Genomic DNA, 26,844 nt, shown 5'->3' with positions numbered 1-26,844 from the left:
GGAGCGCCGGCACGAGTTCGCGCCGCGCAGCGGAGACTGCAGTGATGAGATCCGCAACGCCACTACGCGGTTCTGGCCCAGCTGGAGACCGAGGCGTCCACTGCTCAGCGACCGGCCGATGTGGAACGGGTCTCCGCCCCGGCCCGGCTCTCAGTAACAGGCAGATCTTTTACCACCTCGGCGTCCGCTTCGGTATCAGGAAGGTAGCCTGCTGGCGAACCCCTCGAACCAGGCCAGCATCTCGGGGTGGGTGACGGCGCCCTCGGCGGTCACATCGGCGGCGCGAGCTCCCTGGATGATGCGCTTGACGGGGACCTCCAGCTTCTTCCCGGTCAAGGTGCGCGGCACGGCGGCTATCGGAACGATGACGTCCGGAACGTGCCGAGGTGAGAGCGTGTGTTTGATCGACGTCGCGATGGTACTCCGAAGTGTGTCGTCGACTGATTCCCCTTCGGCGAGGACGACGAAGAGCGGCATGATGTACCGGCCGTCCGGCAGTTCGGCGCCGATCACCAGACTGTCTGCGATCTGGGGAAGCTGCTCGATGACGGCGTAGATGTCGGCGGACCCCATCCGCACGCCCATACGGTTGAGTGTTGAATCCGAACGCCCCGCCACCACGACCGACAGGTCCGGGTCGACCGTGACCCAATCCCCGTGCCGCCAGACTCCGGGGTATACATCGAAGTAACTCGCCAGATAGCGTTGATTCTCCGGGTCGTTGACGAAGTGCAACGGCATCGAGGGAAGCGGTGCCGTCACCACCAACTCCCCCTGCTCCCCGACAAGCGGCTGTCCGGAGGCATCCCAGGCGGCGATGGCAACACCGAGCGCGGGACACTGGATCCGGCCGGCCCGCACCGGCAGGAGCGGGGAACCCCCCGCGAGGACCGAGCAGATGTCAGTCCCTCCGCAGATGGACTGCAGCCAGGCGTCGGGGGCGAGACGGTCGTAGACCCAGCGCCATGTGCTGTCGGGAAGCGACGAGCCGGTCTGCAGGATGGACCGCAGAGCGCTCAGGTCGATCTCAGCTGCCGGGTGTGCATCCGCTTTCTCTGCGGCGACCAGGTAGGCCGCTCCCACGCCGACCATCGTCGCGCGCGTCTGTTCGGCGACCTTCCAGACGCCATTGACGTCGGAGTACGTGGGGCTGCCGTCGTACAGGACGATCGTGGCACCGTGCAGCAGGCCGCCGACCATGAAGTTCCACACCATCCAGCTGGTGGACGTATGGAAGAAGTAGCGGTCGTCGCTCCGCAGGTCGGCGCCGAGGCCGAGGGCCTTGAGCAGTTCGACGACGATGCCGCCGTGACCCTGCACGATGCCCTTCGACACGCCCGTGGTACCCGATGACCACAAGATCCACAGGGGGTGGTCGAAGGCGACGTCGGCGAAGGTGAGTTCGGCCTGGTTGTCGAGAAGCGTGGACCACGTGTGCTGCTCCAGCCGAGACCGCTGCGACCACGGTGAGGTGGTTGATGACGTGCAGAGGTGGCCGACCGCGATCAGATGCCGGACCGTGGGCAGCCCGTCCACGATCTCAGCGACCGCCGGACGTCGGTCGAATTTCTTCCCCCCGTAGAAGTAGCCGTCCGCGGCCACCAGAACCGTCGGCTGCGCCTGCTGCAGCCGCGCGAGCACGCTGGCCGTACCGAAGTCCGGCGAGCACACGGTCCACACCGCGCCGACAGCGGCACTGGCCAGCAACGCGACCACGGCATGCGACGTGTTCGGGAGGTAACCGGCAACGCGGTCACCAGGCCCCACGCCCATCTCGCGAAGGGATGCGGCGACAGCGGCGACGTCGCGTCCGAGCTGCCGCCACGACGTCTCCACCGGAACGCCGCCTTCGGAGACACTGATCAGGGCCGGGCGCTCGTCGGTGGTACGGGCGAAGCATTGCTCGGCGAAGTTCATCCGCGCTCCCCCGAACCAGGAGGCTCCAGGCATCGACGCGTCGGCCAGCACCTCCTCGTAGCCGCTGACGGCGTCGAGGCCGTAGAACTCCCATACAGCTGCCCAGAAGGAGGGCACGTCGGTGGTGCTCCACCGCCACAGTTCCGGGTAGTCGGAGAAGGACAGTACCCGCGTTTCACTAAGCCAGCGCATGAAGCCTGCGATGTTGGAGCTTTCGGCCGTCGAGCGGCTGGGGGACCACAGCGGGTCGGCATCGGTACTCATCAGCGCCTCCAGGGCGGGGTCGTGCGGGTGGGGACCAATACGCGGAGGCCGGCCGGGGGAAATACCTACGGGACGGACCGGCATGCCTATGGCGATGGGCGCCGGGGGCGCACGGCTCCTCCCTGCCCGGGGCCGGCAGGAGGGAGCGTGGGTAAGGCCGTGGCCGGTCAGGCGGATATGCCGGACGAGGCTTGGCCGAGCTCGCGGACGAGCTCCTCCGCCCGGGGCCATGCGCCGTAGCCGGAGGCAGGGTTGAGGTGTCCGACCGCGCCGAGGTCCACGAGGCGGCTCCCCCATGCCCGGGCGAGATCGGCAACGCGATCGGCAGCGGCCAGGGGGTCGTTCGTACTCGCCGCGACGATACTGGGGAAGGGCAGGGGTGTCCGCGGCGTCGGCGTCCAGCCGTTTTCGCGCAGGGCTTCCAGGGTGGGGTAGCCCTCCGGCAGCGGCGTGTCGAAGTCCGGCGGCGCCGCCAGCAGTGCGCCCTTGACGGGACGCCGGTGTCGTTGCGCCCAGTGCACGGTGGTCATCACCCCGGCACTGTGGGCAACCAGTACGACGGGCCCGGAGATGTCCGTCAGCGCCTTGTCCAGTGCGGCGACCTGGGCGTCGCGGCTCAGCCTGTCCTTCTCCAGCGGGGGAACGGTTCGGGCGTCGGCGATCTTGTTGGCGAGGACGGTCTGCCAGTGGTCCGGCACGTGATCGCGCAGTCCGGGGACGATGACGACCGTCGGCTGTGCACTGAGACTCATGACTGCAACTCCGGGGTCTTGGGCGCCAGGTCGGGGAGCAGCCCCAGGCGGCGCAGGTCATTTTCGTAGGAGAACTTGCCGATGGTGAAGGCCACGCTGCCCGCGAGCGCGACGAGCGGGATCAACTGCAGTGCGCCGAGCAGGCCCAGGTGGTCCGCGAGCATGCCCGTCACCGCGGGCCCGGGGGCCAGCCCGAGCAGGCTGTTGGCCAGAGTGAGGGTGGCGAAGGCCGTCGCCGCGATGGCGGCGGGGGTCAGATTGGCCACCATGGCGGCCGCCGGACCAGCGGTGCCGCCGGCCACCAGGGTCCCGGCCGCGATCAGCACGAGCTGCAGCGGGCCGACCGCCAGGTGGAATCCCGCCATCAGCAGCACGAACGACCCGAGAGCGCAGACGATCGCAACGATCCACTTCCGGGCCGCGGCCTTCCGGCTGACGCGGTCCGCGACGATCCCGCAGAGGATCATGCCGATGCCACTGATCAGCGCGAAGACCCCGGCGGCCAGGCCGGCCTTCGCAGGAGGCATGTCGTAGTACCGGTTGAGGAAACTGGGTATCCACGCGAGCAGGGCCATTGCGATGAACATCTGCAGCCCGCTGCCGATGTAGGCGCAGACCACGGAGACCGAGGAGAACAGCTTCGGCAGCTGGGTCCGGATGGGGGTGCGTTCGCCGGACATGGCGCTGTTACGGATGGACGCCGGGCCCAGCCTCTTCTCGGTGACCACGAGGCCGTAGACCGCGGCCAGGACCAGTCCGAGGATTCCCATGGCGCCGAACGCCCAGCGCCAGCCATGCTCCTGGGCGATCACACCGCCGACCGACACGCCCAGCACGGATCCGAACGCCCCCCCCTGCCATGAAGGCTCCGGAGAGCGTGGCCCGCAAACCGATGGGGAACACGCTGAGGACCACCGCGATGCCGACGCTCCCGTAGGCCGCCTCTCCGACGCCCACCATGAACCGGCCCAGGAACATCTGGCCGTAGCTCGCGGAAATGGCGCAGCCCAGGGTCGCCAGGCTCCACGCCGTCGCGGCGATGACCAAGATCTTGACCCGGCCCCAGCGGTCCGCCAGAAGCGACAGGGGGAAGGTGAGCACACCGACCATCAGGGCCACGATGCCGCTGAGAGAGCCCAACTCGGCGTCGGAGAGCAGCCATTGCGCTTTCAGCAGGGGAAAGACCGCGTTGAGGACCTGTCGCGACATGTAGTCGGACAGCAGAAGCCCAAAACCGAGCGCGAACACCAGCCAGGCATAGCTACGGGATACAGCCGGCGGGGCGGGAGACGTCGCCGGCACCGTTGTGCCGGCAGTGTGCAGTCCCATGGGCATCACCTTTTCGTCTCTGGTCGGGGCTCAGAAAGGTCCGTCGCCGACAATCCCCGCGCGCTCCATCTTGCGGACGGCGGGCCAGTAGTCCTGGACGGCGTAATGCTGGGTGGAGCGGTTGTCCCAGATGGCGACGCTGTTCTTCTGCCAGCGCCAGCGCACCTGGTACTCGGGGACGGCCGCCTGGCTGATCAGGTAGTTCAGGAGACTGCCCGCTCCCGGCGCGTAGTCCTGGCCGAAGCGCACGTTCTCGGGCGTGTGGTAGTTGACGAAGTGCGTGGTGAAGGCGTTGACGAAGAGAATCTGCTCGCCGGTCTCCGGGTGGGCACGCACCACCGGGTGCTCCGGGTCCGGGAAGCGGGCCTTCAGCTGGTGACGTTGCTCCGTCGGCATCACAGCGCCGAAGGTCGCTTCGATGCTGTGCCGCGCACGCAGGCCCGCGATCTGCGTCTTGATGTGCTCCGGCAGCCTGCGGTAGGCCTCAGCCATGTTGACCCAGATCGTGTCACCGCCCACCTCCGGAGTTTCCACGCAGCGCAGCACGGCGCCCATGGGCGGGCACGCGCGCCAGGTCGCGTCGCAGTGCAGCGCGTTCTCGTAGTGCTCGGGTTTGCTGTCCAGATCCTTGTAGATGCGGACCAGCCCTGGGTGGTCGGGGTCGCTGCCGACCACCGGATGGTCCTCCAGCGGGCCGAAGCGCCCGGCGAAGGCGATGTGTTCGGTGCGCGTGATGTCCTGGTCACGCAGGAACAGGACCTTGTACTCCAGCAGCAGCGCCTTGATCTCGGCGAACAGGTCGCCGTCGCGCGCGGCGTCGCCGAGGTTCACACCGGACAGTTCGGCACCGATGGTGCAGGTCAGCGGCTCAACCTTGATCGAGGTACGGAGGACGCCCGGACGCACCAGGGCGGGCGTGTCTTCCTTCGGGCGGGCGGTCTGGGGCATGTGCTCACTCCTGGGGGTGACGTGCGGGGCACGGCGAGCTCAGACGGCGAAGACGGAAGATCCCGTGGTCCGTCCCGCTTCCAGGTCACGATGGGCCTGTACCGCGTCCTGAAGGGCGTAGCGCTGGTTGGTCTTGATCTTGATGCGGCCGGCCGCGACGTGTCCGAACAGCTCCCCGGCCAGGGCTTCCCGCTCCGCCGGCTCGGCGATGTAGTCGGCCAGCGCGGGGCGCGTCACGAACAGCGAGCCGTGGATGGCCAGTTGCATGGCGTCGAGCGGCGGGACTCCGGAGGCTGTGCCGAAACACACCAGCAGGCCGCGGCGTTGCAGCGAGGCCATGGATCCGGCGACGGTGTCCTTGCCGATACTGTCGAAGACGACCGGGACGCCCTTGCCGTCGGTCAGTTCACGCACCCGCTCGGCCACGTTCTCGCGCCGGTAGTAGATGATGTGCTCGCAGCCGTGGGCGCGGGCGACCTCGGCCTTCTCCTCGCTGGAGACCGTGCCGATCACCGTGATGCCGAGCAGCTTCGCCCACTGGGAGACGATCAGACCGACGCCGCCGGCCGCCGCGTGGAGCAGCACGGTATCGCCGGAGTTCAGCGGGTGGATCCGGCGCAGCAGGTACGCCGAGGTGAGTCCGCGCATGGTCATCGCCGCGGCGGTCTCGCAGCCGATCTCGTCCGGCAGTTTGATCAGTGAATCCGCGGGCATGACCCGCTCCGTGCTGTACGCACCCAGCGGACTGCCGGTGTAGGTCACACGGTCGCCCTCGGTGACATGCGACACACCCGCGCCCACGGCCTCGATCACACCCGAAGCCTCCACTCCGAGCCCCGCAGGCAGCGGAGCCGGGTACAGGCCTGTGCGGAAATAGGTGTCGGCGAAGTTGAGTCCGACGGCGACGTGCCGGATCCGTACCTCGCCCGGACCCGGGTCGCCGACGGTGACTTTTTCCCACCGCATGACGTCAGGGCCACCGGTTTCGTGGAATCGAACGGCGTGTACCAAGGCGTGCTCCGTTTGCTCGTGTGCGGGGCGGCGGGACGGGAACCCGGACCGCCGCCCGTGGGGGTCGGGTCAGCTCTTGAGGTCGCGCAGTATGGAACCGCGTTGGCCGGGGCGGCGGTTGGGCACCATGCCGAGCTGGGCCAGGGTCTCGTCGGCGTCCGAGTACACTTCGCCGATCTTGTAGATCTTCTTCGCCTCCTGCCCGGTGGCGATCTCACGCCCGAGCGCATGGGCGATCTTGACCATCTGCTCGACCTGTTCCACGGAGGACATCCGCTCGCCCTTGTGCCGCCACAGGTTGTCCTCGTTGCCCACCCGCACATGCGTGCCGAGGGCGATGCCGATCGCGTTCATCGGCGCCACCGCGCGCATGGATGCCTCGATGGTGAGCACGGCACCGTCCGGGACACGGCGGATGAACTCGATCAGGTCGGCCGGGTGCCGGCCGGCGAAACCGCCGCCGATCGCAACGTAGTTGAGCACCAGCGGCCCGCTGTAGATGCCCTTGCGGATCAGCCGCTCGACGGTCTCCAGCTGAGCCATGTTGGCGAGTTGGAAGTGCGGCTGGATGCCGCTGGCGCGGAGCCGCGTGAGGTGTTCGAGGTAGAAGTCCGGCCCGGCCTCGACGACCATGTCGCGGTAGGCCTTGTACATGGCCGGCTTCGCGATGGAGGTGCCCTCGATGTCCTCGTCGTCGAAGAGCTCGACGATGTTCATCTGGTTGGTGCCGATCGCGATCGTCACCTGGTCCGGCCGGGGGGTGATCTCGGCCAGCATGTGGCGGGTGTCGTAGCTGAGCCACTTGGCGTCGCCGCCCTCGTCCTCGGGGGCGAAGGAGATCGACCCGCCTATCTGCAGGACCATGTCCGGCACGGCCTCACGCAGCCGGGCCATCAGCTCGTTGAACATGGACATGCGCTTGGATCCGTGGCCGTCCAGCTCGCGCACGTGGATGTGCAGCACCGTTGCACCGGCGTTGTAGCAGTCGACCGCCGCCTGCACGTGCTCGTCCATGGTGAGCGGTAGGTCGTCGGCGTCACCGGGCAACCACTCCGGACCGTAGGGCGCGGCCTGGATGACCAGCCTCTCCTGGTTCTCCGGATACAGGGAGTCGTCGAAGAAGTGCATGGTCCATCTCCTTTGTCGGATGGGTCTTCACTCGCCGCACGCATCACTGCCTTCGATGCGAGGCCCGGAGGGCTTGCGAGGAGCGGACGCGGGAATGCAGACGGGGTTCCCGGGCTCGCCGGGGTCTCGGATACGATCAACAGGCCCGGGAGGGATCATTCGGCTGCGGGCAGGGTTTCTGCCCGTCCCCGTGGGACCGGCCGTGTCCCTTGCGGTGAGGCAACGTTAAGGGCGGGCCAGGGCGCGCGCTTGACCGAGGGTGACAGAAGACTTACCGCTTGGGGACATGACTTTCCCTCGCGGCCGTTGTCCCCAGCCCCAGTCAGGGAAGTGCCGAGTTATGGCGTGAACGGCCGTTCCACGCCCCTGTGCAGAAACCTGGGTGGTCACTCCTCGCCGGAAGGCTGCTGCCTGGTCCCGCGGACCCGCCACTCCCTCGGGCTGGAGCCGAACCGCTCGCGGAACCAGCGCGAGAAAGCACTCGGTGCCGAGAATCCCAGGAGTCCGGAGATCTCCGTGAACGAGCGGCGCGGGTTCGCCACGAGTTGCTCCGCGAGCTGGGTTCGTGTGGCGTTGAGAACGGAGGAGAACGTCTCGCCCGAGGCCGCGAGGTGCCGGTGGATCGTCCTCCGGTCGATGCCGAGGCTGTCGGCGACCTGCTCGATCGAACAGCGCCCGGTAGGCAGCAGGACTTCGATCAGCTCACGCACGCGGTCCAGCACGGTGGTGTCCTTCGAGACCGCGATGGACTCGAAATACTGCCGGGCGTAGGTACGCAGCAGCGGATCCGACATGGGGTTGGGAGCCTTGAGATCGCTGGCGTAGAAGACGATCCCGTTGAACTCCCGGTCGAATTCCACTACGGGGCCGAAGAGGCGCCGGTGGGTACCGGGATCCGCCGGCGCGTCGTGCGTGAAGCACACGGACAACGGCTGCCACCGGGCACCGAGAAAGCTGCGGAGGACCCCGTGGAAGGCGCCCACGGCCAGCTCCGTGGCCTGGCGGGCGGCCATGGCCTCACCCAGCTCGAGGCTCACCTTGAGGGTGGCCAGGCCGTTCGCCCCGGAGAGCCGGCTGCGGAGCATCTCGTTGTACATGTGCTCATGGCGGACGAGAAGTTCGAGGGCACTGCGGACATCGGGCTCGTCGCGCAGGACCAGACTGATGGGACCGAGATTGGAGAAGCTGCGTCGCTCGGCGAGGAGCAGGCCGAAGTCTGCGCGCCGTGAGGCCGCCGCCGAGAGTTCCAGCAGCTGCGCGACCGCCGCGCCGGGGATCCATCTGTCCTGGACCGCGAGGCCGACAGGGTCCAGGCCCACGCGCTTCATCAGGGCCCGCGCATCGATGCCGAGCGACTGGCTGACCTCGACATAGTTGTTCAGCGCTGCATTGCGGACAAGAGGCTTCATGGGTGCGCTCCAGGGGGCTCTGTCCCCAAGTGATAAGTGAGATGTCACGTCACGTCAAGCCATGGGCCACGTCGTGACCTAGCGTTGCACCACTGCGGTGGGGTTCTCGGCCTGGATACGGCGTCCCGGCCGATCGGAAATCCAGCGGGGAGCACCATCGCAAACAAATCCAAGTGCTGACCAGCCCTGAAGAGGCGGCACGGAATTTCCTGCGGACCAATGAATTCTGGACAAGGACACGCACCGAATCCGTCAGAAATATTCCACAAGGAAAGGAGAGAGGTCGTACGCAAGATTTCTGTTCCAGCCGGCAATGAGCTGCACACGAGTCCGAAGAGAGACGTACGACCTGAGGGAGGTCACCATGACGAGCGTGATCAACGTGCTGCGTCGGCCCTGCACCGGGCCGGCCGTGTGGGCGGGTCCGGACCTGGCGGACTCCGAGGAATGGGTCCTGCAACTCTCGCCGGCGCAGATCGACGAACTTGAGGCGGCCCTGCGCGCGGTGCGTTCCCGAGGCCTTCCGCTGCTGAGGATGACCGCCGGTGACTTTCCGCTGCCGACCCTGGCGGGCGAACTGGAACGCATCGCCGGCGTACTGGAGAACGGACGCGGATTCGTGCTCATCAAACGCATTCCGGTCGAGCGATACAGCCAGGCGGCGGCGAGCACCATTTTCTGGGGATTGGGCCAGTACCTGGGTGTTCCGGTGTCGCAGAACGCATCGGGCCACATGCTCGGCCACGCCCGGGACACCGGCCGTAGTCCTGCCGACGCGGGAACGCGCGGATATCAGACCAGAGCGAGGTTGCCGTTCCACACCGACGGGTCCGATGCTCTCGGGCTGCTGTGCCTGCGAGCGGCCCGCTCCGGCGCACGGACCGCCGTCGTCAGCTCGGCAGCGGTCTACAACGCCGTCCTGGCACGGCGACCGGATCTGCTCGAGCGGCTGTACCGCACACATTCCCTCGACCTACGGGAGGAGCAAGCCCCTGGCGAGCGCCCGTACGCCGCGGTCCCGCTCGTGTCCTGGAGCGGGGGCAAACTCAGCATGCGCTACAACCGCTGTTACCTCGAATCCGCACAGCGCTTTCCTGACGTTCCCCACCTGGAGCCGACGGACGTGGAGCTGTTCGACCTCGTCGACGCACTGGCAGGGTCACCGGAGCTCCGGCTCGAGGTCGACTTCGAGGTCGGCGACCTCCTGTTCCTCAACAACCATGCGGTTCTTCATTCCCGCACGGAATACGAGGACTTCGCCGAGCCCGAACTGAAGCGCCACGTCCTGCGGCTGTGGCTGGCCGTGCGGCAGGGACGCGCCCTGCCGTCCGACTTCTGGGGAGATCCGCACAGCACCGGCAGCGGCCCCGATCGCGGCGGGGTTGCCCCCCGCGACGTGATCACGACACAGAACTCCGCGAGCCTCGGCGGCTGCCGCCACCAACGGTGACCGCCACCGACCCGGACCGAAGAGGAAACCGAATGAACAACCTCGCCACGCTCCTGGCCGAATCCGCCCGGGCCGACGGCGATCGCGTCGCCGTCCGTCAGGACGAGATCGCCCTCACCTATGCCCAACTCAACGACAAGAGCGCCCGGTTCGCCACACTTTTGCAGACCAGGGGCGTGCGGCCGGGCGATCGCGTCGCGTTGGTCATGCCCAACGTCACCTCTTTTCCGGTCGCGTACTACGGCATCCTCCGCTGCGGTGGCGTGGTGGTACCGATGAATCCGCTGTTGAAGGCCCGTGAAATAGCCTTCACTCTCCGGGATTCCGGATCGCGGATCGTGGTGGCATTCCCGCGGTGCGCGGACGAGGTCGCAAAGGCCGCGGCGGAAGTCGGGGCCGACTGCCTGGTCACCGACTCGACGGCGTTCGACACCGCGGTGCGGGCCACCGAACCGATGCCTCACGTCGCCGACCGGGCGGACTACGACACTGCCGTGATTCTCTACACATCCGGCACGACAGGAACCCCGAAGGGCTCCGAGCTGACCCACCGCAACCTGATGACCAACGCGGCCACCGCGGCCGAGACGCTGCTCCACGTCGGGCCGGGCGACGTACTGTTCGGGGGCCTGCCGCTGTTCCACGCCTTCGGGCAGACCTGCGCTCTCAACACCGCCGTCGCCGCGGGCGCCACTCTGACCTTGCTGCCGCGGTTCGAGCCGGCCAAGGCGCTGGAGATCACGCATCAGGACGGGGCCACCATCTTCCTGGGCGTCCCCACGATGTACACAGCCCTGCTCCGCACCGGGATCCCGGACGGCTACGACCTCTCACGACTGCGCCTGGCCGTTTCCGGCGGTGCTTCCTTGCCGGTCGAGGTACTGCACGACTTCGAACGGACATTCGGCGTCACGGTGCTGGAGGGCTATGGGCTGTCGGAGACTTCGCCCGTCGCGTCGTTCAACCCCCCGGACAGGCCACGCAAGGCCGGCTCGATCGGTCTCCCGATCCGCGGGGTCGAGCTCAAGGTCGTGGCGGACGACGGCACCTCGGTGGGCCCGGGTGAGGTGGGGGAGATCGCGATCCGCGGCGACAACGTGATGAAGGGCTACTGGAATCGTCCGGATGCGACCGCGGATGCCATCCGGGACGGGTGGTTCCACAGCGGCGACCTGGCCCGTGTCGACGAGGACGGCTACTACTTCATCGTCGACCGGAAGAAGGACCTCATCATCCGCGGCGGATACAACGTCTACCCACGTGAGATCGAGGAGGTGCTCTACGAACACCCGGCCGTCGCCGAAGCCGCGGTAGTCGGCGTGCCGCACGAGACCTACGGAGAGGAGATAGCCGCCGTCGTGACCCTCCGGGACGGTGCACAGATCACAGCCGATGAGATACGCGACCATGTCAAACAGCGGGTGGCGGCCTACAAGTATCCGCGGATCGTCACATTCACCGACGCACTCCCCAAGGGAGCAACCGGCAAGATCCTCAAGCGGGAGATCGTCGTCAAGCAGAAGGCTTCCACGGACTGAACCGATCTGGTTCGACGGCGGCAACCGCAGGAAGACGCTGCGTGTACAGCGGCGTGGGCAGCGCGGTGCAGCTTCTGGTCGACGGTCTGTGCGGAACCAGGCTGCGCGAATCGTGCCGGACGCCCGTCAAATCCTCGCTGTTCCAAGCCGGGCGACGGCCGGTTTCGGAGCCGCTGATGGTGCTGTTGGCCGCCACCGCCCGGCGCCGGCCAACGAGCAGACGCCGGGAGCGTTCTGGCGTGGGCTGCGGCTGGTGGCGCTGGACGGCACGTGCTGGAATGCCGCTGACAGTCGAGCCACCCGAGAAGGCCCTGATCCTGACTGACCGGGTCTTCCTCGGCGTGTCGTGGCGGCCGGCGTTCACCGCCCCCACGACACGCCGCGGCGCCCGCGTACAGCGACTGTGGCTTCGACTACCGCCACCTGCGGCGATGGCTCCATGGCCGAGGCCTCGCCCACCGAACGCGCCCTCGGGCGGCGGTGCACCTCGGGGTGGTGCCACGGCGCACGTGACCGCACTGTCAGTTCTGGAGTTCCCCGAGCCAGCGCAGGGCGCTCAGGCTCGGCAGGAAGCAGTACTCGCCGCCGCGGGTGACGACGAACCGCGGCAGTGGGGTGAGGCGCCGTCGCAGCGGCCGCCGGGGAATCGTGAAGCCGGTGACGCCGTCGTGGGATCCGGTAACGGGGTCTTTGGTGTTGCCGGCGCCGAAGAAGACGCCGTCGTTCATCCACTCCGACTGGACGAACTCGAACTGCCGCCCGAGGTGCGCCCCGATAAACGCGAACATCAGGCCGCGGTCGGCCCCGTCGTCCTCCAGGGCTCCCTCGGGCAGCGGCGGACCGTAGACGGCGCCGCGTCTGATCATGCGGTGCAGTCGCACTTCACCCGCCACCGACGCGTCGCGGGGGTTGGCCCGGCGGATGTGGCAGCCGCCGGGCGTGATGAATCCCGCCGGATCGTCCCGCTCGTACAGGAAGGTGTTGCGGCGGTGCCGGTCGGCACCGAGAGCGGGGTCGTCGTGTTGCGGACTGAGCGCGAGGGGGGCTCCGCTGCGCCAGCGTCCCATGATCTTGGCCGCGAGCAGTTCCTCGTCTTCAGGAGAAGTGGCGTTGTCCCGCAGACAGCGCCGGAACGCGGCGACGTCTTGGTGGAGTTTACGGAAGACCGCGTAGCTGCCGTTGCGTCCCAGCACCTCCGGCCGCAGGGTCTGAAGACCGCCGATCTCGTCCCGGTAGCCGAGCACGAACTCCCCCGCCTTCAAAGGCACTTCCAGCCGGTTCGACCCGGCGATGCCGCTTCCTTCGACGGCTGGATGGCTGACGCCGTCGCGGTAGCCGAAATGCTCGGTCTCGGTGGGCAGCGCGTAGCAGTCCTGCCGCCAGATCGCGGTCACACCGGAAAGGTGGTCGTACGCGGGGCGGGCCCGTTCGAGGGCCGCCTCCAACCGTGGGGGGTCGGGCGCGACCGCCGTGAGCACCACATGGACGTCCGGCGTGCCCAGCGGCGCTTCCCAGTTCTCGGGGCTGCTCTCGCCGACATCGCCCAGCGTTTTGGCCCGGGCGGCCATCCCCTGCCGGAACTCCCAGGCGAACGTGTCCAGCGATGCGCTCGGCACACCCAGGGCCTTGAGCCCGTGAAAGGTGACCGCGACACTGACCCAGGTGTCCCCCTGGGGGCTGACCGAGTCGGCGGCGGAGGTCACCACCGCGCTCGCGCGCCGCATCAGCTTCCGGCCGGCCGGCCGGTCATCGACGCGGAACACAAGGTAGGTCGCCGCGTAGGGGGTCGGGCGAGGGCTGAGAACTCCGCGCTGAACATCGTCGAGTTCCAACGCAGTTTGCTCAGACCCACTCACGGTTCGCCTCCCTGCGACACTACTTCGAGACAAGGTTCCGCCAGAAGTTCCGCAGACTCTCGTCACCGCCGAACAGCGAACTGAAGATCGTGGAGTCCGCCAGCAGCACATCGCCGGCCCGCTCACCGCTCGGCGGCATCCACAGGAACATGTTGAACTCGGTGTTGCCTGCCTCGATGAACGGATGCGGCCTGGAGGTGTCGATCGGCTGCCGGGCCAGCACGCGTATGACATCCGGCTCGTCGGTCGTCACGGCGTAATGCGGAAGGTGCTGGTGGAAGTTGAAGTTCGTCACCCCGTCCAGCCACCCTTTCGCGTCCAGGTCCCTCACCGTGGAGAGCGGGGCGATCTTGTTCTTCTCCCGCACCGCGGGTCGCAGTCCGTAACAGTTCTCGACCGGCACCGCGAGGCTCTGCATCAAGCCACGGACGTAGGCGGCGAATCGTTGCTGGCGGGGGACCAAGGGATCGCCGTGGTGGTGGTACTCCACGTCCCGCACGGCCAGATCGTCCGATGCCCCGACGTCGTGGTGAGGCCCCAGGACAAGACAGGCATCCTCCCGGCCGAGGAAAGCACGCAGTGCCTCAACCTCCTCGGGCCGGGCCTCCTGCCCGGTGACCATGTGGTCCAGCCCGAACACGAAGAGAGTGTCGGTGTCGGCCAGTACGCGCTCGTCGAGCGGGTTCCGGAAACCGGCCTGGTCGATGCGCTGATACACCGGGACGGGGTGCCCGGTGACCTCTTCGACGAACTGCTGGAACGGCACCCAGGCCCAGAAGAACAATTCCAGTGAGCCGGCGATGCCCTGCTGGAACTGCAACGGGTCGGACCATTTCGGGTCCTCGTAGGCAGGCCAGGCCACCCGCCGGACCTCGGTCATGGTGGAGAACCGGTTGTCCAGCTCGGACGGATTCCTGCCCGCCTCGGCCGGATAGCTCCACGAGACGTAGATGCTCACCCGTCGCCGGCCCGGGGTGTATTCGCGCGGGACATGGTTCTGGTTGTAGGTGCGCGCGGTCCTGACCTCACTCATCTCGTCTCCGATCCGCAATGGGACAAGCACACGACAGCCCGCTCTCACTGCAGCTGGTCGAGCATCTCCGACAGGGCACCCTTGATCCGCAGAGCCTTCTTGATCTCATCAGCGGACACGTACGGGTACTCCCCGTACTCGATGAAGCTCGGACAGTGGTGTTCGCGCACAAACCTGCCGAACGCCTCGGGGTTGGTCCGCCAGTCCTCGGGAAACCCTTCGAGGTTCTCGAAGGCCGTGTTGACCCCCGCCTTGCCGAAAAGCGCAATGGCGTCCTCGGTGTACTTGTCGAAGTCGGTGTCGAAGATCCCCTGATACATGAAGCGCGTGTCGTCGTCGAAGAGCACCCAGCGCAGGTAGTGCAACTTCAGTGGCGCGAGGAGATGGGGGTCTTCCTCCAAAGCCTCGGCCAGAGTGTGGCCGTACTCACGCATCGCGTCGGCCCGGCCCGGCTTGACCTTCGCGACGATGGTGAACCCGTAGCACGCCGGTGTCTTCGGAAACACGGGACCGTATTTCCCCTGCTCGAGTTGGTCGATCTCGGGGATGACGGCCGCCTGCGGCTTGATCTCCATGTCCGCTCCCTCCCGCCATGTTTCGGCCGGGAACAATCCCTCTGATTGTCCCATGCAGCAGGCCCATCCGCCTCGTGAGCAGCACCGTCGTGATCCCGGCCTCGCGTGCGGGCACGCCGTCGGCAGCTTGGCGGAAGCCCGCCGCAGAAGTGGTCAAGGACAGTTCCAGGCACTTGTCCGTATCGAGACGGAAGGCGCCGTACGGAGAGATGGACCAGGGCCGCCGGCAGGCCGCTGCGGTGCACCACGATTGCGCTCGGCTCACCGCCGGAGTCCGCCATGTCCGGTGGCACCATGGCACGCTCCCGGTCCGACACGACCATCTTCAGCGGCAGCGAGTCGACCAGACGAAGCTCGAGACCCGCCATGGCGGCCGCCCGCACATCCCGCACGACGTCGTGACCGTCGAGACAGCGCTCGGCATTCACGACCCGGAAGCCGACTCCGCGGTCCAGCGCGGAACTCTCCGACAGGTCGGCATCCTCGCGCGGCACCGCGATGGGCGCGCCGACGAGGAAGACAAGCAACTCCCGTACGTTCGTGGCCGGCTCGCCCCTCTGCGCCGGACCCGATCACGACGCTTCCGACAGCTCGGTCCAGCGACATCCACGAAGTGCCGCCTCGGAGTCGGCCGTGGTGTATCGGCTCGCAGTCCATCCGGAGAGGGTAGCCCTGCCACCGGACGCACCTTACGGTTGCCCGGTGCAAGGCGCCGGTCCGGCAGCTCGCACAGCGCCAACCCCTCGTATCGGTTCCCTGTCCTCCGGAGGACACAGTGAGACGAACCCTGTTCCCGGCACTGCTGTCAGGGGCGCTGCTCCTCGGAGCGCTCGGGCCCGCCACGGCGGCTGCTTCCACGAGCGCGCCGCCGCCCATGACCCGGTTACCGGCCGCGGACGACACGGACAGCCTGGCCGATGCGTGGACCGCACCCCTGAGCACTCGCGGTCGGTACGTCGTCGACGCCTCCGGCAACCGCTTCAAGCTCAAGTCCGCGAACTGGCATGGCGCACAGGGGTCCTGGAACGGGTCCGGAGACATCAACGAGCCGGCGAACCATCATGACGGCGAGAAGGCCGACCAGATGCCGCTCGGTCTGGATCGCGCGCCGGTCCAGGCGATCCTCGCCGATTTCCACGAGCTGGGCATCAACAGCATCCGCCTGCCGTTCTCGAACGAAATGTTGCACGATCAGCGGCCGGTCTCCGACGCCTCGGTCGCCGCCAATCCGCAGCTGCGGGACAAGACGCCGCTCCAGGTCTTCGACGCCGTCATCGCCGCCACGACAGCGGAAGGCTTCGCGGTGGTCCTCAACAACCACACCAACACCTCGCGCTTCTGCTGCGGCCTGGACGGCAACGAGCGCTGGAACACGAGTCAGTCCACCGCGCAGTGGGAGAACGACTGGATCACCCTCGCCCGCCGCTACAAGGACAACAAGCGCGTCGTCGGAGCCGACCTCTACAACGAGGTCCGCCGTACCGTCACCGACGACGCCAACTGGAACTGGGGCAACGACCACGACTGGTGGACCGCTTCCCAACGCCTCGGTGACCGGCTCCTGACCGAGGCCAACCCCGACCTGCTGGTGATCGTCGAAGGCATCAACTGGCAGGGCATCCCCCTCGACGGGTTCTCCCACTGGCGCCCCACACTGGAGCCGGTGCGAACCGTGTCGCACACTTTGGTGGCTTCGAACAAGCTCGTGTACGCGGCGCACTTCTACGGGTACACGGGTCCGAACCACACCGGTGCCGACGGGCTCGGCGAGACCCACGATCCGCGCTATCAGGAGCTGTCCCGCGAAGAACTGTTCGCGACGCTGGACCGCCAGGCGCTCTTCGTCACCGGCGAGACCGGCCGTCACTTCACCGCGCCGGTATGGATCAGCGAGTTCGGTATCGGCAGTGACGAGACGAACCCGCAGGCCCGCGCATGGTTCGGCAGCTTCGTGGACTATCTGATCGACCGGGACGCCGACTTCGCCTACTGGCCGCTGGTCGGATGGACCGGACACGGCACCTGGTCGATCCTGAACTACGACGCGCAGGGTCGCCGGTCGGGGATTCCCGGCGGCGGTGACTGGCGCGCGGCCCACTGGAGCCGCCTCGTCGGCGCACCGCAGAAGAGCGGCCCGGTCGCGGTTGCCGATACGTGGGACATGCTCAACCTCGATCACGCGGACGCGGTCCAGTCACTCCGGACACGTGCCCGGGGAGACTGGGATCCGGGAGCCCGTAAAGGAGTGTGCCCCGACGGCCAGCGTCTCACCGGTCTGGCCCACAGCGGTGGTCGGGGTCTGTGCACCGACGCCGGAACTTCCCTGACCGTCCCTGCCAGTGCGCAGTCCACGGTGGTGCGCGACGAACGCAACGTCCAGCAGGGCGACTGGGCCGGTGGCTACACCAAGTACCAGTGCGGAGTAAACCAGTTCATCTCCGGGTACAGCGTCCGAGGCCAGGAGGTGTCGGCGGTCCTGTGCACTCCCGCGGGCCGCACGCTCGGGACGAGTGGTCGGACCGTCTGGTTCGACCGTGGAGACAACCGGCCTGCCGGGGAGCCGGGCGGCGGGTTCGCCCTGGGCAACTTCAAGGGCCAGTGCCGTACCGATGAGTATGTGGCGGGTGTCGCCTTCACCTCCGCCTGGGCCAAGGGGAAGACCCCGGACGCCCTTCTGTGCCGGAAGCTTGACGGCTGACCCTCGCGATCGGGAAGAACCGACGGCGGTCTCCGGACGACCTGCTCGGCCGAGCGCTGCGGTTCCGTGTACGGACGGCTGGGCAGACCGCGGCTGTGTGACGCACGAGCAGCGCGGGTGCGCGTGGCGGGGTCACCCCTCCCTGAAGCGATGGCCTCGCCATTCGGGCGTTCGGGGTGCCCTCGTCGCGAGCCTGGCCGAAGCGGCGGCGGAGGGGGTCGGGCGTCGGCACGGTCGCCGGCAGGACCGGCGCTGGGCGACCTCGTCGAGCCCGGAGCAAATCGCCCGGAGCAAATCGCCCGCAGGCTCCCGGTCGACCGAGCCGGTCCGCCGTGCTGTCCGGGCCGTGTCCGACCGCCTCCGGCATCCCGCCCTGGACCAGACCGGGACGATGCGACGGCGCCGAGAGCGCCGAGCTGACCGGCATGGTCGATCTGGACGGCTGTCCGGCCGGCACCCGCATCATCGTGCGCCGGGAACGGCCGCACCCCACGACCCGAAGGACCCCGGAGAACCCGACCATCGCTCCGGGGCCCACCATGCCCGAACAGAGAAAACACCCCGACCAGCTGACAGTTGACAGTCCGCGACGCCTCAACACGCCAACCGAAACGACGAGGTCGGAGATCAAGTCAGGAACTGTGTGAATTCTTGATCGAGCTCGTGGCTCGATCAGGGCCCGGACGCCCGTCACGCGGACAAGCGCTCCCGCAGATCGCGCAGGGGGTCGTGGGCCGTATGGGGTTCGGCGGACCAGATCCGGGTCGCACGGGTGTCGGGGGTGTAGCTCGGCCAGGACGGATCGAGGTCGCGGACGAACCGCACCCAGGACTCGTGCAGGGCGTCGGCGAGCGGCTGGGGAGGGTGGTCGCCGAGGGCCTCGGGAACGCCGGGAGCGTTCAGGAGGTCGAAGGCGAAGGGCAGGTCCACGCAGTGGTGCGCCAGGCCCTCGAAGGCAGGCGCGGTGGCCTGCCATTCGAACTGATAGAGCCAGGTCGGGCGGCCCGTGCGGGCGCGGGCCTCGGCGATCGCGAGGGCGGGGGCCCGGAACATCTCGTCGGTGAGGGCCGCGCCCAGCTCGGGGGGCTCGATCATGTGGAACTCGTGGGCAGTGAAACCCAGCATCAACGGAATGTCCTCACCGGCCTCGCCGTCGACGAGCGCCTCGTGCACCGGCTCGGGGACGAGTTCGCCGTCCGCGAAGGGGGCGAGGAGCGGCATCGGCATCGCGTCGCTATCAGGACCGGGCTCGCACAACCGGTCCTGAAGGTCGAGGAGTTCGTCGCCGGTGAGGTCGCGCAGGGCGGCGGCGGTGGCCGGGACGCCGGTACGGGAGGTGAACAGTGCCGACACCTTCTCGGCCAAGTCCCTGCCCTGGGGCCGCATGACCGCTCCGGAGACCGAGAGGGCCGCCCGGAAGAGTCCCCGGGCCGCCGGAACCGCGAGCAGGGTCTGGACGGCGCCACCGCCCGCGGACTGTCCGGCGATGGTCACCTTCGCCGGATCGCCGCCGAACGCCGCGATGTTGTCCCTCACCCACTCCAGTGCGGCAATCCAGTCCCGTACCCCCCGGTTGTCCGGGGCATCCTCCAGTTGCAGGTAGCCCTCGATTCCCAGCCGGTAGCCGATGGACACCAGCACCACCCCGTCCCGGTTGAACGCCCTCCCGTCGTACCACGGGCTGGCCGCCGATCCGGCCACGTAGCCGCCCCCGTGGATCCATACGAGGACCGGCAGGCCCGTCTCCGGGTCGGCGGCCGGAGTGAACACATTGAGGTTCAGCACCCCCTCACCCGGGATCGAAGGCTCCGGGATCGTGGTGACCTCGGCGAAGGGACGGCGCTGCGCCGTCGGCCCGTACGCCTTGGCATCCAGCGGCTCCGTCCAGGGGGTCGGCGGCACCGGCGCCGCGAACCGCAGTTCGCCCACCGGGGGCTGCGCGTAGGGAATGCCGAGGAAGCGAAGGGTGCCATCGGTGCGGTGTTCACCCCGCACCGGGCCGTGGCCGGTGCGGACGACGATGTCGGTCATGGGAGGGGCTCCTGTGGTGAGGGGTTCAGTTGCGGGGTGCGTCGTGTTCGACGTAATGGCGGATCTTCCGCAGCGTTTCGGGGTGCGGCTTCCGCACACCGTAGGTGCGGTCGGCCGTCACGGGTGCCACGGCGATCCGGCCGTCGCGCAGGAGAGCGGTCGCGTCGGCGTCCTTCACCGTCTCCGTGCACGGATCGCCGGGCAGTTCCTCGCAGAACCCGAGGGCGATGGCGAAGGAGTCCTCGCCGACCGGTTCGTAGGCGTGCCAGACGGCCCGGCCGTGTCCGATGCTCGTCCAGCGCGGCGGCCCGGCGGGCGTCCCGGCGCTGACGTCGGGGTAGTCGACCTTCAGGGCGAACTGCGGGGTCAGCAAACCGCGTTCCTTCAGGCCGGCGACGAAGCGGGCGCCGAACGCGGCGTTCGCACGGTAGTTGACCCGGGGGAAGGAGGTGTTGCTCGCGTCGCCGGAGGAGGAGAAGGCGATGGCCGGGACGTCCTGGTCGATCGCGGCGACGGCGGCGCCGACGGTCCCGGAGTCGTTGACGCCGGCGGAGATGTTCGGTCCGGAGTTGATGCCGGTGAGGACGAGATCGGGGGCGCCCTTCCAGCCGGCCTTCGCCTTCAGGCCGCCGCGCAGGGCAAGCTTGACGGTGTCGGCCGGGGTGGCGCTCGGGCTGTCCTTCCCGCAGGGGCCCTCGCCGAGGCAGACGCCGAAGACCGCGCCCCTGGCCGCAGCGCCCGCGCAGTCGTCCTCGTATCCGGCAGGCAGTGCGGTGCGACGCTGGGCGGTGACGACGCCGCCGTTGGTGACGGCCGTGCCCTTGCCCGACTGGACCTGCCAGGGGGCCATGACGACGACGTCGGCGCCGGCGGCGCACATCGCCCGACGCAGCTCGTACAGGCCGAGGCCGTCGGAGTTACTCCGCTTGGCGGCCTGCATGGAGTCGTCGTTGGAGAGCAGGACCCGCATCCCGGCGAGGGGGCGCTCACCGAAACCGTGGGCCGGCGTGGGGTCCGGTACCGCGTACGCGGTCACCCCCACGGCGGCGAGCAGCACGGCCCCGGCGGCCGCGCAGGCGAGTCTGCGCGCAGTCGACGTCATCAGTGGCATGGGCGAAGTCCCTTCGATCGGGAGGGGTTTGCCGGGCGGCGCCCGTCAGGTGGCGCCGCCCGGTGTCGCGGCCCCGGTGGGGCCGCAGACCTGGGGAGTGGTGGCTCGACCAGTTGGCCTCAGCAGACCTTCTTGATGGGGATCACCGACGCGGCACCGAGCAGCGTGATCAGCGCGGCGACGACGTACAGCCCGTCGTAGCCGATCGCCCCGACCAGAAGCGCCGCCAGGAGCGGAGCGACGATCTGGGGACCGGCGTTGGCGATGTTGAGCACGCCCATGTCGCGGGCCGCGTCGTCGGCGCTGGGCAGCACCAGGGTGACCAGCGCCGTGTCCACGGCCATATAGCTGCCGAAGGCCAGGCCGGCGAGCACCGTGAAGATGAGCATTCCGGTCCAGTCCGGCGAGACCACGGGCACGGTCATCGCGATCGAGGCGAGAACGCAGGAAACGGCGACGAGCGGCTTGCGGCGGCCGATGCGATCGGAGAGCAGTCCGCCGACGACCGTTGCGAGCAGGGTGCAGCCCGCATCGATCGGGGCGATGAACGCCACGGCCTCGGTCGGGCTGAGTCCTTCGGGGAGGGCGATGTGGTCCTGGAGGATGTAGACCTGGAAGAGCGAGACGGAGAAGAAGCCGAGCATCATCAGGAACCGCCCGATGAAGACCCATCGGAAGTCGGCCGACCTGAGCGTGTCCGCGAAGGCGGCCATCTGCTTCCGCAGCGGCACCGGTTCCCCCGCGGGACGTCTTTTCTCCCGTACGACAGAGGTGAAGAGCACGGCCGCACCCGCGATGACGGCGCCGAACATGAGGTAGCCGAGGGAGATGTCGTCCGGGACGAAGAGGGCGGCGAGCGAGATGCCGACGGCCGAGCCGATGGGGGTGCCGATGCCGACCATCGCCGAGGCCAGGCCCCGGCGTTCGACGGGCACGCGGTCGGGGACGACGGCCGTCAGGCCCGCCTGGTAGATGTTCATCATCGCCTGGACCAGACACCAGCCGACGGTGACGAGCAGGACTGTCCGGGCGGCGCCGAGAAGCGCCAGTGCGCCGAGGGCGGCCAGACCGCCGCCCAGGATCCAGGGGTTGCGCCGCCCCGAGCGGTCGGAGAGGAGCCCCGCGAGGGGGTTGAAGAGGGTCGCGAAGATCGCGGAGACACCGGAGACGAGGCCGAAGTTGGCCACCTTGTCCGCCGGGTCGACGAGTTCGACCTGGATCGGCAGCAGCACGGCGCCGATGCCCATGTAGACCATGTACATCGCGGCGTTCGCCACCGAGAGCATGGGCATCAGCCGTAGCAGGGTCCGGCCGTCGGCCGCGCCGGGGTCGGCCGGTTCCGGTGTCGCCGGTACGGCCGACCGGACTTCGGGTGCGTTCATGTCGGGTCTCCTCCGCCCCGTACCCCGGTGCGGGGCAGGAGCAGATGGTGCGAAGGGAAGAGGGGACGGGGCCGGGGCGCGGCGTCAGCTGTCGAAGCCGAGGCCGAAGCGGTCGAGCGTCCGCAGCCAGAGGTTGCGGTGTCCCTCGTTGCGATCGGCGCGCGCCATGGACCACTTGGTGATGCCGATCCCGGCCGCGCGGACGGGCTCGGGCGGGAAGGGGAGGGGCTTGCGGCGGACGAGTTCCAGCCCGGTCCGCTCGGTGCGCTCGCCCGCCAGGAGGTCGAGCATGACCTCGGCGCCAAAGCGGGTGGCGCCCACTCCGAGGCCGGTGAATCCGGCCGCGTAGGCGACCTTGCCGTGGTGGCTCGTGTCGAAGAACACGCAGAAACGGGTGCTGGTGTCGATGGCGCCGCCCCAGGCGTGGGTGAAGCGGACGCCCTCCAGTTGCGGGAAGGTCGTGAAGAAGTGTCGGGCGAGGGTGGCGAAGGTCGCGGGCCGCCGGTCGTGTTCGGCACGGACCCGGCCGCCGTAGTGGTAGACGGCGTCGTATCCGCCCCACAGGATGCGGTTGTCGGCGGAGAGCCGGACGTAGTGGAACTGGTTGGCGCTGTCCGCGAAGCCCTGACGGCGCGTCCAGCCGACGGCGGAGAGCTGTGCCTCGGTCAGCGGCTCGGTCATCAGCGCGTAGTCGTACACGGGGACGGTGTACGGGCGGTGGCGCCGGAGCAGGGAGGGGTAGGCGTTGGTGGCGAGCGCGACGCGCCGGGCGGTGATCCGGCCGTAGGAGGTACGGACGGCAATCACGGCGCCGTGCTCGTCGAGCGAGGTGGCGGGGGTGTGCTCGTACACCCGGACGCCGGCGTCGAGGCAGGCGCGCTTGAGTCCCCAGGCGAGCCGGGCCGGGTTGACCATGGCGACATCGTCCTTGTTCCACAGGCCGCCGAGGAAGGTCGGGGAGTCGATCTCGGCGCGGACGGTGTCGGCGTCGAGGAGGACCGGCTTGCCGCCGTACCGGGCGGCGGCCTCGGCCTCCTCCGCAAGGCCGTCGAGCTGGTAGGGCTCGGTGGCGACGACGATGGAGCCGGTGCGCTCCCAGTCGCAGTCGATGCCGTGGCGGTCGACAGCGTCTTCCATCGCCTGGAGGTTCTCCCGGCCGAGCCGTTCCAGGAGGCCGATCTCCTCGGGCCAGCGCTGGAGGCCGTTCTGCAGGCCGTGGGTGAGGCTGGACTCGCAGAATCCGCCGTTGCGGCCGGAGGCCGCGCCGCCGGCCTCGTCCGCCTCGACCAGCACCACGTCTGCGGAAGGGTCACGTTCCTTGGCGACGAGGGCGGTCCACAGGCCGGTGTAGCCGCCGCCGACCACGAGCAGGTCGCAGGTGGTGCCGCCGACGAGGGCAGGGGAGGCCTGCGGGCGGCGGGGGTCGTCGAGCCAGAACGGGGTCGGCTCGGCGTCCCGGAGCGAGGTGAGGTGGTCCATGGGGGTTCCTTCGGGTCGCGGAGGAGCCCGGACACACGGACCCTCCGAAGTGCCGCCCATGAGACTCCGCCGCGCACAACAAGGTCAATGGTGTTGACATAAAGCCGCCGGGCTCAGTCGGTCCGCTCCCCCGCCGGCTCCCAACGGTCGAGGATCTCTTCCGCGATCCGGCTCGCCCCGGGCGCGAAGCGCGCCGCCAGCTCACGGAACAGCGCCTCCGCGCGCGCGGCGGGCCACTCCCCGGGCAGGTGCTCGGCCGGCAGGTACGGGTCGCGGCGGACCAGGTCGAGCCAGTCGGTGTGGAGCAGGAGCTGGCGGCCGAGGTCGTCACGCGCCTCGGCCGGTACGGGTCCGTCGCCCCAGCGGGCCAGGAAGATGCGGTAGCCCTCGGCGATCGCGTCGATGTCGAAGGCGGTACGGAGCAGGGGGCCGGCCTCGGTGGGCGCGGCGGCCTCGCCGTGGAACGCCCTGATACGGTCCCCGAGTCCGAGTTCCGCCGCGATGGGCGCGACGTCGACGCGTCCGGGCGCCACCCACAGGCCGCTCTGCAGCGGGCCGAATCCCGCCCAGACGAGCCGGGAGCGCAGGTCGTGGCGCTCACTGCGCCAGGATTCGGGCAGCGAGAAGCCCACCAGGGTCCAGGTGCCGTCCCAGGCCCGGTTGACGGCGCCGGTCCGCTGGATCCGCTCCTCGCCGTCGGCGAGCACCTCGGCCGCTCGGGCGGTGAGCGAGAAGTACATCCTGCGACCGCGCCGGTGCCGTTCCAGCAGGCCGCGGCCGACCATACGCGTGAGCGTCGAGCGGACAGCGTCCTCGCCCACCCCGACGCGCGCGAAGGCGTCGATCACGCTCGCCGAAGGCAGGGCGGTGCCCGTGCCGAGGACGTGGATGCCGAAGAAGCTCAGCATCAGGGACTGGGGGCGGGGCGGGGCGCCGCGGCCGACCGAGGGGTCGGCTTCGGGTTCCGTCATCGGATCGGGGTGGGTCACGGGGACAGCGTAGGCGCGGCATCCGTCCATCCGGATCAATATTCGGCAGTTCATTGACCGTGGATAAGAATGTGCCTAACTTGGGCATCCGCCGGTGCGTGCCTCAGGTCGCGACTCCCGCGCCCCGCACCCGCTTCACGGGAAAGGACCCCCGTTCATGGATCTCTCCGACAAGGTCGCCGTCGTCACCGGCAGCGGCCGCGGGCTCGGGCTCGCCTATGCCCGGTCCCTGGCCGCCGCCGGCGCCGCCGTGGTGATCAACGACGTGGACCCGGACGCGGCCGACGAGGCCGTGCGGCAGATCACCTCGGCCGGCGGCCGCGCCGTCGCCGAGGTGGTGCCGGTCGGCTCCACCGAGGCCGCCGAGGCCCTCGTCGCCCGCGCGGTCGACAGCTACGGCCGGCTCGACGCCATGGTCACCAACGCAGGTGTCCTGCGGGACAGGGTGCTCTGGAAGATGACGGACGAGGACTTCGACACCGTCGTCGAGGTGCACCTGCGCGGGACCTTCACCTGTGTCCGCGCCGCCGTCGAGCGGATGCGGGCCCAGGGCGAGGGCGGCCGGATCGTCGTCGCCGGTTCCCCCGCCGGCCAGCGCGGCAACTTCGGCCAGACCAACTACGCCGCAGCCAAGGCCGGGATCGCCGCCATGGTGCGCACCTGGGCCATGGAACTGGCCAAGGCCGGCATCACCGCCAACGCCGTCATCCCGGTCGCCGCGACCGCGATGACGAAGACCATCCCCGTCTTCGCCCCGCACGTCGAGGCGCTGGAGCAGCAGGACACGGCTTTCCCCGACAGCCTGCGCAAGGGCGAGGGCTTCGGCACGCCCGAGGACGTCGCGGGCCTGGTGACCTTCCTCGCCTCGGACGCCTCCGCCGGGATCACCGGCCAGTGCATCGGCATCGGCGGTGACAAGCTCGCCCTGTGGTCGCACCCGCAGGAGGTCTCGGTGGCGTACGCCGACGGGGGGTGGAGCGCCGACGCCATCGCCGCCGCCTGGCCGGTGACGGTCGGGCGCACCCCCGAGACCTTCGGCATCCCGGCCCCGCAGCTGTGACGGGCCGCACCGGGCCGAACCCGGACGAACTCGTCGCCATCGACGTCCACACCCACGCGGAGGTGTCCGAGAAGGGCGGCGCCTCGCTCTCCGCCGAGCTGGACCGCGCCGCCGGAGCGTACTTCAAGGCGGAGCACCGTCACCCCACTCTGCCGGAGATCGCCGCGTACTACCGGGAGCGCCGGATGGCGTGCGTGGTCTTCACCGTGGACGCGGAATCGGCCACCGGCACCCCGCCGGTACCGAACGAGGAGATCGCCGAGGCCGCCCTCCGGAACCCCGACGTGATCATCCCGTTCGCCGGAGTCGACCCGTACAAGGGAAAGGCGGCGGTCCGTCAGATCCGGCGTCTCGTCGATGAGTTCGGGGTCCGCGGTTTCAAGTTCCACCCGAACATCCAGGCCTTTCACCCCAACGACCGGATGGCGTACCCGCTGTACGAGGCCATCGAGGACGCGGGCGCCATCGCGGTCTTCCACACCGGCCAGACCGGCATCGGCGCCGGTGCCCCCGGCGGCGGGGGCATCCGGCTGAAGTACTCCAACCCCATGGACGTGGACGATGTCGCCGCGGACTTCCCCGGGATGCGGATCGTCCTCGCCCATCCGTCCTTCCCCTGGCAGGACGAGGCGCTCGCGGTGGCCACCCACAAGCCGCAGGTGTACATCGACCTGTCCGGCTGGTCCCCCAAGTACTTCCCGCCCCGCCTGATCCAGTACGCCAACAGCCTGCTGAAGGACAAGGTGCTGTTCGGCTCCGACTATCCGCTGCTCTCGCCGGACCGCTGGCTGGCCGACTTCGCCGACCTCCCGATCAAGGACGAAGTGCGTCCGAAGATCCTCAAGGAGAACGCGGCCGCGCTGCTCGGTCTCACCGAACGCTGA

General features: G+C 68.9%; 20 protein-coding genes and 1 pseudogene. 5 read left to right on the top strand and 16 right to left on the bottom strand.

Annotated features, from left to right (window positions below; genetic code table 11):
• Window positions 1-195: 195 nt before the first annotated feature.
• The 8 genes and pseudogenes from ACFVV1_RS22640 to ACFVV1_RS22605 form a co-directional block, all read right to left on the bottom strand.
• The gene (locus ACFVV1_RS22640) at window positions 196-2,181 is read right to left on the bottom strand and encodes an acetoacetate--CoA ligase (protein ID WP_389991958.1); all 1,986 of its coding nucleotides are present in this window, start codon (window positions 2,179-2,181) and stop codon (window positions 196-198) included.
• A gap of 167 nt (window positions 2,182-2,348) precedes the next feature.
• Window positions 2,349-2,933, bottom strand: coding sequence for an RBBP9/YdeN family alpha/beta hydrolase (locus ACFVV1_RS22635; protein WP_389991955.1), 585 nt, complete (start codon window positions 2,931-2,933; stop codon window positions 2,349-2,351).
• On the bottom strand, window positions 2,930-3,769 hold the full coding sequence (locus tag ACFVV1_RS22630) for an MFS transporter (protein ID WP_389991953.1): 840 nt from the start codon (window positions 3,767-3,769) through the stop codon (window positions 2,930-2,932). The genes ACFVV1_RS22635 and ACFVV1_RS22630 overlap by 4 nt, the downstream gene beginning before the upstream one ends.
• A gap of 79 nt (window positions 3,770-3,848) precedes the next feature.
• Window positions 3,849-4,142 (bottom strand): annotated as a pseudogene (locus tag ACFVV1_RS22625) (MFS transporter); the annotation flags it as partial.
• A gap of 150 nt (window positions 4,143-4,292) precedes the next feature.
• Window positions 4,293-5,210, bottom strand: coding sequence for a TauD/TfdA dioxygenase family protein (locus ACFVV1_RS22620; protein WP_389991950.1), 918 nt, complete (start codon window positions 5,208-5,210; stop codon window positions 4,293-4,295).
• Window positions 5,211-5,249: 39 nt separating this feature from the next.
• On the bottom strand, window positions 5,250-6,221 hold the full coding sequence (locus ACFVV1_RS22615) for a quinone oxidoreductase family protein (protein WP_389991947.1): 972 nt from the start codon (window positions 6,219-6,221) through the stop codon (window positions 5,250-5,252).
• A 69-nt stretch (window positions 6,222-6,290) separates the two neighbouring features.
• Window positions 6,291-7,349, bottom strand: a complete 1,059-nt coding sequence (locus tag ACFVV1_RS22610; protein ID WP_389991944.1) for a 3-keto-5-aminohexanoate cleavage protein — start codon at window positions 7,347-7,349, stop codon at window positions 6,291-6,293.
• 386 nt (window positions 7,350-7,735) lie between these two features.
• A complete protein-coding gene (locus ACFVV1_RS22605) occupies window positions 7,736-8,758 on the bottom strand; it encodes an AraC family transcriptional regulator (RefSeq protein WP_389991941.1) in 1,023 nt (340 codons plus the stop codon).
• Between the two features lie 364 nt (window positions 8,759-9,122).
• Between ACFVV1_RS22605 and ACFVV1_RS22600 the strand changes: the two genes are divergently transcribed.
• Both ACFVV1_RS22600 and ACFVV1_RS22595 read left to right on the top strand, forming a co-directional pair.
• A complete protein-coding gene (locus tag ACFVV1_RS22600; RefSeq protein ID WP_389991939.1) occupies window positions 9,123-10,208 on the top strand; it encodes a TauD/TfdA family dioxygenase in 1,086 nt (361 codons plus the stop codon).
• A gap of 32 nt (window positions 10,209-10,240) precedes the next feature.
• The gene (locus tag ACFVV1_RS22595; protein ID WP_389991936.1) at window positions 10,241-11,746 is read left to right on the top strand and encodes a long-chain fatty acid--CoA ligase; all 1,506 of its coding nucleotides are present in this window, start codon (window positions 10,241-10,243) and stop codon (window positions 11,744-11,746) included.
• A gap of 521 nt (window positions 11,747-12,267) precedes the next feature.
• Here ACFVV1_RS22595 and ACFVV1_RS22590 read toward each other — a convergent pair.
• The 3 genes from ACFVV1_RS22590 to ACFVV1_RS22580 are packed head-to-tail and all read right to left on the bottom strand — an operon-like array spanning window position 12,268 to window position 15,210.
• Window positions 12,268-13,602 (bottom strand): Dyp-type peroxidase, encoded by a 1,335-nt coding sequence (locus tag ACFVV1_RS22590; protein ID WP_389991933.1) that lies wholly within the window; start codon window positions 13,600-13,602, stop codon window positions 12,268-12,270.
• Between the two features lie 19 nt (window positions 13,603-13,621).
• Window positions 13,622-14,635 carry a hypothetical protein gene (locus tag ACFVV1_RS22585; protein WP_389991931.1) on the bottom strand — a complete coding sequence of 338 codons (1,014 nt, stop codon included), beginning with the start codon at window positions 14,633-14,635 and terminating at the stop codon, window positions 13,622-13,624.
• Between the two features lie 44 nt (window positions 14,636-14,679).
• Window positions 14,680-15,210, bottom strand: a complete 531-nt coding sequence (locus ACFVV1_RS22580; protein WP_389991929.1) for a hypothetical protein — start codon at window positions 15,208-15,210, stop codon at window positions 14,680-14,682.
• 874 nt (window positions 15,211-16,084) lie between these two features.
• On the opposite strand from ACFVV1_RS22580, the gene ACFVV1_RS22575 reads away from it, so the two are divergent.
• Window positions 16,085-17,908, top strand: a complete 1,824-nt coding sequence (locus tag ACFVV1_RS22575; RefSeq protein WP_389992124.1) for a glycoside hydrolase family 5 protein — start codon at window positions 16,085-16,087, stop codon at window positions 17,906-17,908.
• Window positions 17,909-18,598: 690 nt separating this feature from the next.
• On the opposite strand, the gene ACFVV1_RS22570 is transcribed toward ACFVV1_RS22575, so the two are convergent.
• The 5 genes from ACFVV1_RS22570 to ACFVV1_RS22550 form a co-directional block, all read right to left on the bottom strand.
• The gene (locus ACFVV1_RS22570; RefSeq protein WP_389991926.1) at window positions 18,599-19,939 is read right to left on the bottom strand and encodes a carboxylesterase/lipase family protein; all 1,341 of its coding nucleotides are present in this window, start codon (window positions 19,937-19,939) and stop codon (window positions 18,599-18,601) included.
• 25 nt (window positions 19,940-19,964) lie between these two features.
• Window positions 19,965-21,041 (bottom strand): 5'/3'-nucleotidase SurE, encoded by a 1,077-nt coding sequence (gene surE / locus ACFVV1_RS22565; RefSeq protein WP_389991923.1) that lies wholly within the window; start codon window positions 21,039-21,041, stop codon window positions 19,965-19,967.
• A 128-nt stretch (window positions 21,042-21,169) separates the two neighbouring features.
• Complete coding sequence (locus ACFVV1_RS22560; RefSeq protein WP_389991920.1) at window positions 21,170-22,432, bottom strand: MFS transporter; 1,263 nt, start codon at window positions 22,430-22,432, stop codon at window positions 21,170-21,172.
• Between the two features lie 84 nt (window positions 22,433-22,516).
• Entirely contained in the window at window positions 22,517-23,911 is a 1,395-nt protein-coding gene (locus tag ACFVV1_RS22555; protein ID WP_389991917.1) for an NAD(P)/FAD-dependent oxidoreductase, read from the bottom strand.
• Window positions 23,912-24,024: 113 nt separating this feature from the next.
• Window positions 24,025-24,900, bottom strand: a complete 876-nt coding sequence (locus ACFVV1_RS22550) for a PaaX family transcriptional regulator C-terminal domain-containing protein (protein WP_389991915.1) — start codon at window positions 24,898-24,900, stop codon at window positions 24,025-24,027.
• A 157-nt stretch (window positions 24,901-25,057) separates the two neighbouring features.
• Between ACFVV1_RS22550 and ACFVV1_RS22545 the strand changes: the two genes are divergently transcribed.
• Window positions 25,058-25,960, top strand: coding sequence for an SDR family NAD(P)-dependent oxidoreductase (locus ACFVV1_RS22545; protein ID WP_389991913.1), 903 nt, complete (start codon window positions 25,058-25,060; stop codon window positions 25,958-25,960).
• Window positions 25,957-26,844 carry an amidohydrolase family protein gene (locus tag ACFVV1_RS22540; protein ID WP_389991911.1) on the top strand — a complete coding sequence of 296 codons (888 nt, stop codon included), beginning with the start codon at window positions 25,957-25,959 and terminating at the stop codon, window positions 26,842-26,844. Before ACFVV1_RS22545 ends, ACFVV1_RS22540 begins: the two co-directional genes overlap by 4 nt.

The organism is Streptomyces sp. NPDC058092, from assembly GCF_042884935.1.
Taxonomy (GTDB): Bacteria; Actinomycetota; Actinomycetes; order Streptomycetales; family Streptomycetaceae; genus Streptomyces.
This window is presented reverse-complemented; position numbering and strand designations above follow the sequence as displayed.

Coding starts and splice junctions, on each gene's coding strand:
- ACFVV1_RS22640 (WP_389991958.1), bottom strand. CDS start 2,181: ATGAGTACCGATGCCGACCCGCTGTGGTCCCCCAGCCGCTCGACGGCC.
- ACFVV1_RS22635 (WP_389991955.1), bottom strand. CDS start 2,933: ATGAGTCTCAGTGCACAGCCGACGGTCGTCATCGTCCCCGGACTGCGC.
- ACFVV1_RS22620 (WP_389991950.1), bottom strand. CDS start 5,210: ATGCCCCAGACCGCCCGCCCGAAGGAAGACACGCCCGCCCTGGTGCGT.
- ACFVV1_RS22610 (WP_389991944.1), bottom strand. CDS start 7,349: ATGCACTTCTTCGACGACTCCCTGTATCCGGAGAACCAGGAGAGGCTG.
- ACFVV1_RS22605 (WP_389991941.1), bottom strand. CDS start 8,758: ATGAAGCCTCTTGTCCGCAATGCAGCGCTGAACAACTATGTCGAGGTC.
- ACFVV1_RS22600 (WP_389991939.1), top strand. CDS start 9,123: ATGACGAGCGTGATCAACGTGCTGCGTCGGCCCTGCACCGGGCCGGCC.
- ACFVV1_RS22595 (WP_389991936.1), top strand. CDS start 10,241: ATGAACAACCTCGCCACGCTCCTGGCCGAATCCGCCCGGGCCGACGGC.
- ACFVV1_RS22585 (WP_389991931.1), bottom strand. CDS start 14,635: ATGAGTGAGGTCAGGACCGCGCGCACCTACAACCAGAACCATGTCCCG.
- ACFVV1_RS22580 (WP_389991929.1), bottom strand. CDS start 15,210: ATGGAGATCAAGCCGCAGGCGGCCGTCATCCCCGAGATCGACCAACTC.
- ACFVV1_RS22575 (WP_389992124.1), top strand. CDS start 16,085: ATGACCCGGTTACCGGCCGCGGACGACACGGACAGCCTGGCCGATGCG.
- ACFVV1_RS22570 (WP_389991926.1), bottom strand. CDS start 19,939: ATGACCGACATCGTCGTCCGCACCGGCCACGGCCCGGTGCGGGGTGAA.
- surE (WP_389991923.1), bottom strand. CDS start 21,041: ATGACGTCGACTGCGCGCAGACTCGCCTGCGCGGCCGCCGGGGCCGTG.
- ACFVV1_RS22560 (WP_389991920.1), bottom strand. CDS start 22,432: ATGAACGCACCCGAAGTCCGGTCGGCCGTACCGGCGACACCGGAACCG.
- ACFVV1_RS22555 (WP_389991917.1), bottom strand. CDS start 23,911: ATGGACCACCTCACCTCGCTCCGGGACGCCGAGCCGACCCCGTTCTGG.
- ACFVV1_RS22545 (WP_389991913.1), top strand. CDS start 25,058: ATGGATCTCTCCGACAAGGTCGCCGTCGTCACCGGCAGCGGCCGCGGG.